General features: G+C 47.2%; 13 protein-coding genes. 9 read left to right on the forward strand and 4 right to left on the reverse strand.

Going from position 1 to position 12,843, the window contains the following annotated elements:
• Positions 1-17 precede the first annotated feature (17 nt).
• Genes ACG1BZ_RS00165 through ACG1BZ_RS00175 form a run of 3 tightly spaced genes read left to right on the forward strand, consistent with a single transcriptional unit; the run spans position 18 to position 1,714 of the window.
• Complete coding sequence (locus ACG1BZ_RS00165; RefSeq protein WP_413663901.1) at positions 18-467, forward strand: hypothetical protein; 450 nt, start codon at positions 18-20, stop codon at positions 465-467.
• Positions 464-1,297 carry a shikimate dehydrogenase gene (aroE, locus tag ACG1BZ_RS00170; RefSeq protein ID WP_413663902.1) on the forward strand — a complete coding sequence of 278 codons (834 nt, stop codon included), beginning with the start codon at positions 464-466 and terminating at the stop codon, positions 1,295-1,297. Before ACG1BZ_RS00165 ends, aroE begins: the two co-directional genes overlap by 4 nt.
• Before the next feature lie 15 nt (positions 1,298-1,312).
• Complete coding sequence (locus tag ACG1BZ_RS00175) at positions 1,313-1,714, forward strand: hypothetical protein (RefSeq protein ID WP_282930533.1); 402 nt, start codon at positions 1,313-1,315, stop codon at positions 1,712-1,714.
• 32 nt (positions 1,715-1,746) lie between these two features.
• On the opposite strand, the gene ACG1BZ_RS00180 is transcribed toward ACG1BZ_RS00175, so the two are convergent.
• From ACG1BZ_RS00180 to ACG1BZ_RS00190, 3 genes are all read right to left on the reverse strand, one after another.
• Positions 1,747-2,265, reverse strand: coding sequence for a hypothetical protein (locus tag ACG1BZ_RS00180; protein ID WP_413663903.1), 519 nt, complete (start codon positions 2,263-2,265; stop codon positions 1,747-1,749).
• Between the two features lie 85 nt (positions 2,266-2,350).
• Positions 2,351-3,265: a LysR family transcriptional regulator gene (locus ACG1BZ_RS00185; protein ID WP_413663904.1), complete on the reverse strand. Its 915-nt coding sequence runs from the start codon at positions 3,263-3,265 to the stop codon at positions 2,351-2,353.
• Between the two features lie 19 nt (positions 3,266-3,284).
• Positions 3,285-3,839, reverse strand: a complete 555-nt coding sequence (locus ACG1BZ_RS00190; protein ID WP_413663905.1) for a gamma carbonic anhydrase family protein — start codon at positions 3,837-3,839, stop codon at positions 3,285-3,287.
• Positions 3,840-3,904: 65 nt separating this feature from the next.
• Between ACG1BZ_RS00190 and ACG1BZ_RS00195 the strand changes: the two genes are divergently transcribed.
• The 3 genes from ACG1BZ_RS00195 to ACG1BZ_RS00205 are packed head-to-tail and all read left to right on the forward strand — an operon-like array spanning position 3,905 to position 7,094.
• Positions 3,905-5,953 carry a M3 family metallopeptidase gene (locus ACG1BZ_RS00195; RefSeq protein ID WP_413663906.1) on the forward strand — a complete coding sequence of 683 codons (2,049 nt, stop codon included), beginning with the start codon at positions 3,905-3,907 and terminating at the stop codon, positions 5,951-5,953.
• Between the two features lie 35 nt (positions 5,954-5,988).
• Entirely contained in the window at positions 5,989-6,267 is a 279-nt protein-coding gene (locus tag ACG1BZ_RS00200) for a YheV family putative zinc ribbon protein (RefSeq protein ID WP_413663907.1), read from the forward strand.
• Positions 6,264-7,094: a hypothetical protein gene (locus ACG1BZ_RS00205; RefSeq protein WP_413663908.1), complete on the forward strand. Its 831-nt coding sequence runs from the start codon at positions 6,264-6,266 to the stop codon at positions 7,092-7,094. Before ACG1BZ_RS00200 ends, ACG1BZ_RS00205 begins: the two co-directional genes overlap by 4 nt.
• A gap of 211 nt (positions 7,095-7,305) precedes the next feature.
• Here the strand turns inward: ACG1BZ_RS00205 and ACG1BZ_RS00210 are convergent, their stop codons facing one another.
• Positions 7,306-8,592, reverse strand: coding sequence for an MATE family efflux transporter (locus tag ACG1BZ_RS00210; protein WP_413663909.1), 1,287 nt, complete (start codon positions 8,590-8,592; stop codon positions 7,306-7,308).
• A 953-nt stretch (positions 8,593-9,545) separates the two neighbouring features.
• Here ACG1BZ_RS00210 and coxB point away from each other — a divergent pair.
• From coxB to ACG1BZ_RS00225, 3 genes are read left to right on the forward strand one after another with little or no spacing between them, the layout of a single operon-like run.
• Complete coding sequence (coxB, locus tag ACG1BZ_RS00215) at positions 9,546-10,691, forward strand: cytochrome c oxidase subunit II (protein ID WP_413663910.1); 1,146 nt, start codon at positions 9,546-9,548, stop codon at positions 10,689-10,691.
• 20 nt (positions 10,692-10,711) lie between these two features.
• Complete coding sequence (gene ctaD / locus ACG1BZ_RS00220) at positions 10,712-12,262, forward strand: cytochrome c oxidase subunit I (RefSeq protein WP_282930524.1); 1,551 nt, start codon at positions 10,712-10,714, stop codon at positions 12,260-12,262.
• Between the two features lie 3 nt (positions 12,263-12,265).
• Entirely contained in the window at positions 12,266-12,838 is a 573-nt protein-coding gene (locus tag ACG1BZ_RS00225; RefSeq protein ID WP_413663911.1) for a cytochrome c oxidase assembly protein, read from the forward strand.
• Positions 12,839-12,843 lie beyond the last annotated feature (5 nt).

Consider the following 12,843-nt stretch of genomic DNA (forward strand, 5'->3'; position numbering starts at 1 on the left):
CACAATGGAGGTTTGTTGTGCACCCATCGCGATTGGAAGGAATCAACTCCCTGTTTCTCGATTACAGGCGGCATTTTGAAACGGGAGATGTTGAGCAGATTGCTGACTTTTATCGTTTCCCACTGCACTACTACCGGGAAGATGGCGTAAAGCTCACCGTAGAACGGGATGAGTTTATCCAGCAGGTGGTTAAGCTCCTCAATGCTTATCGACGCCTTGGTGTCTGTCAGATTCTCGGCACTGTTACCGAGGTGATAGAGCTGAATAATTACAGCACCCTTGCGAGCTTGCGCTGGACCTTGTTACACCCGCAGGGGGAAGAAAAGGCAGTAGAGCTGTACAGCTCACAAACCCGCTATTTAGTCACCGAAGCTGCCGACGGCCTCAAAATTGACGGTTTAATAATTGTCGATGAAAGTGCCAAGATTCGTGAGGCAGCGAGAGAGCGCAAAAGGGCGGAATCATGAGTGACCGCTATGCGGTGGTGGGTAACCCTATAGAGCACTCCCTCTCACCGGAGATACACCGAGCCTTTGTCACGCAAACAGGCGAGGATATTGATTACAGTAAACTGCTTGCCCCCCTGGATGGCTTTGTTAATTACGCGCGAACTTTTTTTGCTGGGGGTGGTTGTGGCCTTAATGTGACGGTGCCCTTCAAGCTGCAAGCATTTGAGATGGCGGATAACCTGACCGAGCGGGCTGCGTCTGTGGGAGCGGTGAATACTTTGGCACTGACTGAAGGTGGAAAGATTCTCGGCGATAACACCGACGGGGCCGGCCTAGTATTTGATATTTGCACCAACTTGGGCTGGAAAATCAAGGATCGGAAAGTTCTCTTGCTGGGAGCTGGCGGAGCCGCCCGGGGAGCATTGCTGCCAATCCTTGCGGAAAAACCAGCACATTTACATATTGCCAACCGCACCGCAGAAAAAGCGGTACAGCTTGCGGCAGAATTTTCTCAGTTGGGAGAATTAAGTGGTGGCGGCCTGGAGGAGTTGAGAGGCTGCTACGACCTGATTATCAATGCGAGTTCTGCAAGCCTAGGCGGTGTGCTACCTCCATTGCCTGAAGGTTGCGTTGCGAGTCATGGCAAAGCATACGACATGATGTATGGAGCTAAGCCAACGCCTTTTACACAATGGGCCCGTGGGCAGGGGGCAGAGACTGCTGACGGTCTAGGCATGTTGGTAGAGCAGGCCGCTGAATCATTTTTGCTGTGGCGGAATATTCGTCCAGAAACAGCGCCAGTCATGGCTAAGCTGCGCCGGGACCTCAACCAGACAACCGATAATTAAAAGAGAGAAAGCGTTGTGCGTGATATTGTGCGAAACCTGTCGATTTGTTTTGCTGTGGGGTGTTTCGGTGGGCTTTGCTATGCCGTGGGGCTATGGGCGATGGGGCGGTATGGTTTCACCCAGTTTCTAGGGGTAGATTTGGCGCCATCCCTGAGCAATGCCTACCTGTACCAGCGCGTAGTTTGGGGTGGAGTTTTCGGGTTGCTGTTTTTGTTGCCTTTGCGCAACGCCTGGTTAATACGGGGCTTCCTCTTATCCCTGGTGCCGGCAGGGTTGATGCTGTTGTATCTTCTGCCGCAGAGAGGTTATGACTACGGTGCTCTGGTACTGGGACAAATGACGCCCCTGGTTATCGTTTTGGCTTGTGCCATTGGCGGCATAGGTGCATCGGCACTGCTGCGGCTACAGGGTAAATAGTGAGGAGGCCTTGGTTGCCAAGGCCTACCACATCACTGTTTAAATTCGATCTCAACCAGGCTGCAGCTTTGGGTATACCCCATAGCCCGCTTGATTGTGGGGAAGACTGACGCGGTAGCGACGCTGACCCCCAGCTCGATTCTCTGTCGGTTATCCAGTTGTGCACCTATCCGTTCATTGAGAACAGGATCGATCGTTTTGTAGCTGGCCACGGCTGTTGCAAAATCAAAAATGTCCTGCAAGTTCTCAGGCAGGCCGCTGCCGCCTTGGATACAAGCTTTCACCAAGTGGGGTTCAACACCAGCCTCTAAGGCCATACGCACATTCAGTTGCAGGCACATGCCGCAATCAGCTACTTGCATTGCCGCTATCTTACTCACCCAAAAAACATCAATAGGTAAAAACTCCCTGTGCATGGATAGGGGCTGAAAATTTCTAAATTTTTCAAAGCCTTCAGGAGAGCCCTGAAGAAACTCGCGCAAGTAGTCCATGTCATAGCGGTATTTTTGGGAGAAGGCCTCCATTTCCTGGAGATATTGCTGTTTGGACATAGTTTGGCTCCTAATCAAGTCGGATTGAGTCACAGACCATCGGCCTACAACGCCAAGTCTTATGTAAAAGCCTGATAGGTAAAAATTAGTTTCTATCGGATATTTCGATAGGTGGACTGTAAAAGTTACCGTAGAGTCGCCGGGCCTCTCGGGCAAACCATTGCGCAGCTAAGCCTTGTGGCGTCTGCTTGGACCAGAGCAGATCCACACCGAGGCTCCAGGTATTGAGAGAACCGGTTAAGTTGAGCTCAACCAACCTGCCGCTTTTTAAAAAGGGGCGGGCCAGTTCGTAGGGCGCATTGACCCACCCAACCCCCTTACATGCCAGATCCAGGGCCTGTAGCAGAGAATCACTTCGCCAAGTCTGTGCAGAGAGCTGCCAACGGTACCTTTGGGATTCTGGTGCTGTGGTGATCTGTCGGTGCTGGGCCGCTTCATTCAATGAGGATTGTTTTTTCTGGGCAAGGGGATGTTCCGGGCAGGCCAGGCTAAGTACCCGCTGTTGTCCCAGGTTACTGGTATCCAGCGAGCTGGGATAGGAATCCCTGGAGGTGACAAAGGCAAAATCGGCTTCACCATGTGCCACCTGCTGGACCGCTTCCTTCCCAGTAACACTGCCGAGCTGAAGCTCAGTATGCGGGAAGCGCTCGCTGAAAGTTACCAGCATATCGTTGAGTCGATCCGGCATTACCAGCTCTTCAAATAATATATTGAGCTGGGGCTCTTCTCCCCGCTGGAAGGAATTTGCCGCCTGTTGGAAGCGCTGCAACTGCCCCAACGATTGACGTGCTAATGGCAGTAATGCCAAAGCGGCGTCAGTGGGTTGGGGATATTTCCCTTCGCGGTTAAAGAGAGTCAGCCCCAGGTCGAGTTCAAGATTTTGAATCAAGCTGCTTACAGAAGACTGAGCCCGGCCCACTTCGCGAGCAACCGCCGAAAAAGATCCGACTTCACAGGAGCGCACAAAAATATGCAGCTGGTCCATATTCAGGTTAAGCATAGCGGGGAGCCGGCTGTCACTATGGTTGCTGTTTAAGGAGATACTGATCTTTCAGTTTCACGTAGTTTTCAGCGGAATACTTAAAGAAAGCCTTTTCTTTGTCAGACAGGGGGCGCGCCTTTTTGCAGGGGGCGCCTACATAGAGATAACCACTCTCCAGGGTTTTACCGGGCGGAACCAGTGCCCCGGCTGCCAGTACGACATCGTCCTCAATAATGGCTCCGTCGAGAACAATAGATCCGATACCAATTAAGATCCGGTTGCCGATGGTACAACCGTGCAGGCAGGCTTTATGACCGATAGTGACATCTTCGCCAATAGTCAGCGGCCAACCGTCGGTGTTGAATGGTCCCGCATGGGTGATATGGAGAACAGCCCCATCCTGTACACTGGTTCGCGCGCCGATGCGGATCTTATGCATATCACCGCGCACAACGGCCATGGGCCATACGGAGCAATCATCCCCGAGGGTAACGTCACCAATGACTGCGGATTGCGGATCGATATATACGCTGTCGCCAAGCTCTGGAAACTTCTCGCCTTGGGAATCATCGTGGCTGCGCAGTGGGGACATAAATAAGCTCCTGTACAATGAATCCTCTATCATAGCTTTATCCTAATTCGAGCACAGAGTCTTATATGTCCAATCCACTGTTGAATATCCCGCTGCTGCCGCCTTTTGATAATCTCGAGCCCGAGCAGGTGGAACCCGCCATCGCCGAACTGATTAAAACGTGTGAGCAAACCCTTCAACAGGGATTGGAGACCCCCAGCTGGGATAATACACTGGTGCCTCTGGAGCAGGCGGAAGACCAGCTAAATCGAGCCTTCTCCCCAGTCAGTCACCTGAATAGCGTTCTAAGTGGCCCCTGGCGGGCGCCCTATGAGGCCGCTTTAGCCAAAGTGACGGCTTACTGGACAAAGCAGGGGCAAAATCGCGAACTTTACGACCTGTACCTCCAATTAATGCAGTCGCCCGAATTTGCAAACTGGCCACAGGCACGCAAGAAGTCTTTGGAGCTGGGAGTCAGAGACTTTGAACTTGGTGGTGTAGGCCTTGAAGGAGAGGCCCGTGAAAAGTTTGCCGCTAACAGTCAGCGTTTGGCGGAGTTATCCAGCCAATTTGCCAACAATGTCCTCGATGCAACTAATGCCTGGACCTGGCATACGAATGATGAAGCTCAGCTTCAGGGGCTTCCTCAAACTGCTCTCGCCGCTGCACGGAATGCAGCTGAGGCAAAAGGCCTCGATGGGTGGCTGATTACCTTAGAGGGGCCCAGCTTTCTCGCTGTTATGACCCACGCTGAAAATAGATCTCTGCGTCGGGATGTCCATTTGGCTTTTGTTAGTCGAGCATCCGAAGTTGGTCCCCAGGCAGGTGAATACGATAACTCCGAAGTGATGGAGGCAATTCTCGCATTGCGCGCTGAACAGGCCAGTTTACTGGGAATGAACAGCTATGCGGAGCTGTCATTGGCCAGCAAAATGGCTCCAAATACAGAGCGGGTTTTGGAATTTCTACAGGATCTGGCTGAACGAGCCAGGCCAGCTGCCCAACGAGAAATGGCTGAGCTGAAAGCGTTTGCTGCAGACCAACTCAGTATTGAAGAGTTGCAACCATGGGATGTGGCCTGGGCCGCAGAAAAGCTCAAACAGAAGCGATACGCCATCAGCCAAGAGGAATTGAGGCCTTATTTCCCTTACGCCAAAGTCGTTGAGGGCCTCTTTACTGTGGTGGACAAACTATTCGGAATCACAGTTGAAGAAGATACCAGCGTTGCTACTTGGCATGCCGACGTGCAGTTCTTTTGGCTGCTGAGAGATGGCGAAAAGATAGCTGGTTTCTATTTGGATGCGTTCGCACGTGAGAAAAAGCGTGGCGGGGCCTGGATGGATACAGTAAGTAGTCGTCGCCACACACTCAACGGACTCCAGTTGCCTATAGCTTATCTGGTGTGTAATTTCAGTCCGGCTGCAGGTGATATCCCCTCACTTTTAACCCACACGGAAGTAACCACTTTATTCCATGAATTCGGCCATGGCCTCCACCATATGCTGACACAGATTGATGTGGCAGCAGTTTCTGGTATTAATGGTGTCGCTTGGGATGCGGTGGAAATGCCCAGCCAATTTCTGGAAAATTGGTGTTGGCAACCCCAGGCTATTTCCATAATTTCTGCACATTTCGAAACTGGAGAGGCCCTTCCCGAAGCTTTACTGAATAAAATGCTGGCAGCGAAAAATTTCCAGTCTGCCATGTTTACAGTACGCCAGTTGGAGTTTGCACTTTTTGATTTTCGCCTCCATGCCAGCGAAGAGGCATTGACCGCCGATAAAGTTCAGGTTTTACTGGATCAGGTACGAGCAGAGGTTGCTGTTGTGCCTATCGCCGCAGAAAACCGCTTCCAAAATGCTTTTAGCCATATTTTTGCTGGTGGTTATGCCGCAGGATATTACAGCTATAAATGGGCAGAAGTGCTTTCGGCAGATGCTTTTTCTCTATTTGAGGAAGATGGTATCTTTAATAGAGAGACGGGAAATAAATTTCTGCACAGTATTTTGGAACAGGGTGGTAGCCGTGATGCGTTGGAGCTGTTTGTTCAATTCCGTGGACGAGAGCCGCAAATTGATGCCCTATTGCGTCACTCTGGTATCGAGCAGCAAGAGCTGAATATCAGTCCTGTGTAACGGATAAGTCAGTCATGAAATATTGAGTAGTAGTCATGATGAAGAAAGAAGATTCGGCTGAGTCTGGTAAGATCGTTAAAAAACGCTTTATTGCAGGGGCTGTGTGCCCCCGCTGTAGCGAAATGGATAAAATTATTAACTATCACAAGGATGGAAAAAATTATAGGGAATGTGTTGCCTGTGGGTTTAAGGATGAAATTCGATTGCAGTCAGCGCCAACAGAACTGTCTACTCGTGTTACCCAAGATACAGAGAAAGATATTCACGAGAAACCGGTGAAACTTATCCAACCCACAAGTAGCCGTAAAAAGTGAAAAAAATATTTTTTATACTGGTGGTTTTTATTGCGGTTGCGATCATAGGTCTCTATGGCCTTGATCGCCATCGAAAAAACACAGAACGGCAGAGAGAGCAAGTTGCCTATTTACTAACGAGCTGTGTGAATCAGGGGATACTTACGTTATTTCGTTTACAAGCTAATGACTGGAAGACCCATCCAGATTATTACATTGAAGAGGAAAATAGACTGGGAGCTGCGGTAAAAGCCCTACCCGATCAAATCCTTAAAGGGGAGTCTTTTGAAAAGTGGAGACATGCAATAAAGATTTGTGACAAGCTCACAAGGAATAGTAATTTGCAACATGTCACTATTTTTCGCCCCCTGGGCGATTTCTCCGAAAAGGAAATCTCCAATATATATACCTTGAAAGATCGCGGTGCTCTGCGGAAGCGGGAAAAGACTATTCACGCACTATATGAATCAGCAGAAGCTGCAGCTCGCTATATGAAAGACCTAAAGCGAGATATCAATACGCAATTAAAAGCCTTTCGTTTTTCAGATAAAGAGCGCGAATTAACTCTTCAAAAAATCAGTTCGCAGGTTTTAGATAATTACCAACAAGGTAATTTTTCCAAAAAGCAGGCAGATACCTATCTGGAAAGAGTATCCCTTTTTTACAAAACCATGGCTGAGAATCCAAAGTCCTATAGTGTCCGAAACGGCAGCCTATATTTTTATAGCCAAGAATTAAAGCAGAAGGTTGAAGACCTATATGGCGCTGTTATACAGGGAGAGGGAGCGTTTTATGGAAATTTTAAGCAAATTCTAGTGCAAAAACAGGTACAGTCTTCAAGCTATTAAAAATATGAGCGGGTTTTATTATTTGTTGCTTTGCCCGCTCATTATTTACCAACCTGAGATTATAGCTTTAAATGTGTTTGTAGTATCATAAGAGATTTACTATTTTGATAGTGAGTAATCCTGGCTGAAATAGTTAATTTCTCAATCGCAAAATTTGTCATATTCTGTTATTTATACATTAAAAAATTACTCTAAATATCCTGCCACAGTTTTACTGTAATTTACGTATCCAGGAATTGGTTACAGTGTAGTATTGAAAATATACTATGAGTCCTAAAGATCGTGCTCCGATCCACAAAAACAAGCTGAACCATATGCCTGTATTCCCCCAATCCCTTGTAAACCACCAGGCGGGAAAGAAAACCAGTACTGAGGCTATAAACATAGTATTACGCATATCGCGACTTTTCCCAGCACCGATAAAAACACCATCGAGCTGATAGCTCCAAACCGCTAATAAAGGTAGTGCACAGAGCCACCAATATACCTGTTCCGCTTGGTGGATTACTGGTTTGATATCTGTAAATAAGGATAGAATCAAGGGTTTCCCTGAAACTAGTACCAGCGTAATCAGGACAGCGCTTCCCAGGGCCCACAAACCTGCACTGCGAACGGTATTTCTGAATAGAGCCGTTGATCTCTTTGCCATGGATTCCCCAACCAAGGCCTCGGTAGCATGAGCAAAACCATCCAGGGCATAGGAAGTCATCATTAATAACTGTATAAGAATAGCATTTGCAGCAAGTACATTATCACCTTGGGCTGCCCCTTGTGCAGTAAAAAAAGTGAGTGTTAGCAAGAGCAAACAGGTTCTTATAAATAAGTCTGTATTTATCTTTAAAAGATTAATCCATGGGGATGAATCGATCCAGGGGAGAAGTTTCTTCTGCCCAATTTCTTTGCGTATATAGGCCCAGATATCAACATGAACCCTGGTAAGAAGATATAGACCCAGTAGAAATGCAAAAATATCAGCGAGTACCGTTGCCGCTGCTGCACCTTTTGCCCCTAGGCCCAGGCCAAGAATAAATAGGAAATCGAGGGCTATGTTCAGTAGATTGGCAGCGAAAAGTATATATAGAGGCGCACGGCTATCTTGTCTACCAATAAAAAAACCCAGAATGGCAAAGTTTGCCAGAGCCAGGGGGGCAGATAACAGACGTATTTGTAGGTAGGCCAGTGCGTGGGGTTGTGCTTCCTGACTGGCATTCATCCACTCAACGATATAGTAGATTAAAGGAGAGGCAACAATAAACAGAGTGATTCCCAACCCCATGGCTAATACTAGTGCACGTACTAACCATTGAATCCCAAGATCCGTACTCCGAGCCACCAGTCCGGTAGTACCCATGCGCAGAAACCCAAATGCCCATAAAAGCATCGACATTACGCTAGCCCCGATAGCTACACCGGATAGGTACTCTGCAGATGGGAGGTGACCAAGAATTGCGGTATCTACTATCCCGAGTAAGGGCACTGAAATATTACTCAGTATCATTGGCCAAGCCAGATTCCAGACGCGAGACATGGGTTGGGATTCAAGTTTTGTAGAAGAAGGCATAAGTCATAACAACTAACGGATAGATTGGCTTCTAGCCGAAATCGGAAAAAGAAAAGCTGTGCGGGCGGATTCTACCAATGGAAACAGTACAGAGCTGATAAGACCCTTTTCCTAAATTGGACTCCCAATACTGCTATTTGCAATTCATTTCGTAACGCTTACAAAATCGAAACGAAATATTTGGCGGAAAAATCATTTCGATTGAGTGTAGATAGTACAGGATTCTGTATTGATCTGCCTGATAATCCTCAAGCTTATTGAAACTAATCTGTCTTGGTTTTGTGAAGCAGTCAGAATTTAGTATTAGGGATTAAAAATCGTTGTCAATCCGTGTAAAAGCAATCAGGGACACTTGAACCGGAGGGTTTATACTTCTCTTGGCAGCATTATAAATGCTTGATTAGTTGTCATCTTTCACCAAATAAATTGCCATGTTTCTATTTGGAGCGATATTTTTTCTACTTGTGGAAAAATATCCTATCAAAGAGGTTAAATTTATTTGTTAATCACCGAATTTTTTCATAAAGCAGCAACGTTATTCAAAAATGATCCCGATTGACTTTTTCGTGTCGATGTGTTCCTTTTGTACCTGCAGTAGTTGCGACAAATAAAGAAACTGGTTGTTGGTTGTACCTTTCCGGACGACGACATCTGGAGTAAAAAATCTTTTACTAAGAATAACAAGTTGCACTGACGGCAGTAACGCGAGGTGGTCTCCTCGCCCAGTGTATGTAGTCTTGTGTTACTACAGTATGTCCACAAATTTTGTGTGGAATTAATCCTGTTAGGCAGTTGATACAGGTAAAATTCGCTTATCCGTGAAGGCCAGTGGCCAAAATAAAAATTACGGGTTTCCCTGAGAGACCCGCAACCACGGAGATCTGTAGGCGATGTTGAAAGGCTTTGATCGGCTGTTCGCCTTGCTGGCTACTTCGCTATCTGCACAAGCGGTGTTAGCGAATGAGCAGGACGTTGAGCGCTGGGGGGTTAATATGCCCCAGGGGGTGACAGAAGTCGCCCAGACCACCTACGAGCTACACATGCTGATCTTTTGGATTTGTGTGGCTATAGGGGCATTGGTGTTCAGCATCATGTTCTACAGCATGTGGCGTCACCGCAAAAGTAAGGGATACCAAGCGGCCCAATTTCATGAGAGCACGGTTGTGGAGTTGGTGTGGACTATTATTCCCACCGTCATCCTGATTCTGATGGCGATTCCGGCCACCAAAACGCTCTATGATATTTACGATACTGAGGAAGAAGATCTCAATATCGTAATCACCGGTTATCAATGGAAGTGGAAATATGAATATCGGGGCACTGATGTTTCATTCTTTTCCAGCTTGTCCACTCCCAAAGCTCAAATTGATAACCTCCAGCCTAAGGGTGCTAACTACCTCCTAGAAGTCGATGAGCCCCTGGTTGTTCCTATCAAGAAAAAAATCCGCTTCCTGATTACTGCCAATGATGTGATACATGCGTGGTGGGTCCCAGATCTAGCCGTTAAAAAAGATGCTATCCCCGGTTTTATCAATGATGCCTGGACGCGTATTGAGGAGCCGGGAATATATCGCGGACAGTGTGCTGAATTGTGCGGAAAAGACCATGGATTTATGCCTATTGTTGTGAAAGCAGTACCACAGGCTGAATACGATGCCTGGTTGAGTTCTCGTGCAGCAGAAGCCATAAAAATGCGTGAACTTACAGCGAAGACATTTACCTTCGAAGAGCTTTTTGCTCAGGGTGAAAAAGTCTATACACGCACATGTGCCGCCTGCCACCAGCCGAACGGGCAGGGAGTACCCGGAGTATTCCCGGCAATTGCTGGCTCAAAAATTGCTACCGGTCCCCTCAATGGCCACTTAGATATCGTTATCGATGGTTCTACGGTAAACCCCGCAATGCAGGCTTTTGGTGAGCAGCTATCAGAAGTGGATCTGGCTGCGGTAATTACTTACCAGCGAAACGCTTTCGGCAATGAGATGGGCGATACCGTCCAACCCGTAGATATCCTCAACTTTAAGAATAAGCAGTAAGCGCCCGGAGGAATTTAAGAATGGCACATGGTCCTCAGCCCGGTATAAAGCGTTGGCTCTATACGACCAACCACAAAGATATAGGCTCTATGTATTTGTGGTTTAGTTTTGCGATGTTCCTGCTCGGCGGATGTATGGCATTGGTTATACGCGCTGAATTATTCGAGCCCGGTTTGCAAATTGTACAGCCGGAATTTTTCAATCAAATGACCACTATGCATGGTCTGATCATGGTATTTGGTGCAGTTATGCCGGCTTTTGTGGGGTTGGCTAACTGGATGATACCAATGATGATTGGTGCGCCAGATATGGCACTGCCAAGAATGAATAACTGGAGTTTTTGGATTTTGCCCTTTGCTTTCGCAATGTTGGCATCGACCTTATTTATGGAAGGGGGAGCGCCTAATTTCGGTTGGACATTTTATGCGCCACTTTCAACGGAATATGCGCCACCCAGCGTAACCTTCTTTATTTTTGCCATTCATATTATGGGTGCCTCGTCCATCATGGGTGCGATCAACATTATCGCTACCATTTTGAATATGCGTGCTCCTGGTATGACCTTGATGAAAATGCCGTTGTTTGTATGGACCTGGCTGATCACTGCTTACCTTTTGATTGCTGTAATGCCAGTGTTAGCCGGAGTAGTGACCATGATGTTGATGGACATTCATTTTGGCACAAGTTTCTTCAGTGCAGCCGGTGGCGGTGATCCGGTTTTATTCCAGCATGTGTTCTGGTTCTTCGGACACCCGGAAGTTTACATCATGATTTTGCCGGCCTTTGGCATTATCTCTGCAATTATCCCCACCTTCGCTCGTAAGCCTCTTTTTGGATACAGCTCCATGGTATATGCCACCGCAGCAATTGCATTCCTGAGCTTTATCGTATGGGCGCACCATATGTTTACTGTGGGAATGCCGATTGCTGGTGAGCTGTTCTTTATGTATGCCACAATGCTGATTGCTGTACCTACAGGAGTGAAAATCTTTAACTGGGTTTCCACTATGTTCCGGGGATCCATGACGTTTGAAACCCCGATGCTTTTTGCGATTGCATTCATCATTCTTTTCGCCATCGGTGGATTCTCTGGTCTGATGCTAGCGATTGCGCCTGCAGACTTCCAATATCACGATACGTACTTTGTGGTTGCCCATTTCCACTATGTGCTGGTTCCTGGTGCAATCTTCTCAATTACTGCTGGTGTTTACTATTGGTTGCCCAAATGGACTGGCCATATGTATAGCGAAGTCATGGGCAAGGTACATTTCTGGCTGGCATTTATTGGTCTCAATGTAACTTTCTTCCCAATGCACTTTGTTGGTCTGGCCGGCATGCCACGTCGGATACCTGATTACGCACTGCAATTTGCGGATTTCAATCAAATATCCAGTATCGGTGCCTTCCTGTTTGGCGCTGCACAAATAGTATTTTTGTTTAATGTGGTACGAACTGTAATGGGCGGGAAAAAAGCATCCGATCAGGTTTGGGATGATCCTGAGGGACTGGAATGGACGGTTGCTTCCCCTGCCCCATATCACACGTTTAGTACGCCACCGGTTGTACGCTAACCTATGAAAGTTGGAGCAAATGCAAAGGTAACTATCAAGCTGCTGGCCGTGGCGACCAGCATGCTGGTATTTGCAATTTTCATTATGCCGCCTATTTACGATGTCTTCTGTGAAATCACAGGACTCAATGGTAAAACCGGTGGTCGTTATGAAGCTATGCCAGCTGCGGTTGATAAAAATAGGCTGGTCACAGTGCAATTTGTGGCAAACAATAATGAAAATATGCCATGGGAATTTCGCCCGAGTGTGATGTCTTTGAAAGTACACCCTGGAGAAATTAAAGATACTGTTTTTATTGCAGAAAATAAGACATCTAGGGATATGGTTGGTCAGGCAATTCCCAGTATGGTTCCTTTCAAAGCTGCTGAGTACTTTCATAAAACAGAGTGTTTTTGCTTCAACCAGCAAGAATTAAAAGCGGGAGAGACTGCAGAATTACCACTACGTTTTATTGTGGATCCAGATCTTCCCGCAAGTGTTAATACTGTAACGCTTTCCTATACGTTGTTTGATGTAACGGAAAGGTTTGCCAATAAAACCGATAAGAATGATATCGACCCCGAGCGAGAGGGATAAAAAAT

This window comes from Microbulbifer sp. CNSA002 (assembly GCF_047324085.1).
Lineage (GTDB): Bacteria > Pseudomonadota > Gammaproteobacteria > Pseudomonadales > Cellvibrionaceae > Microbulbifer.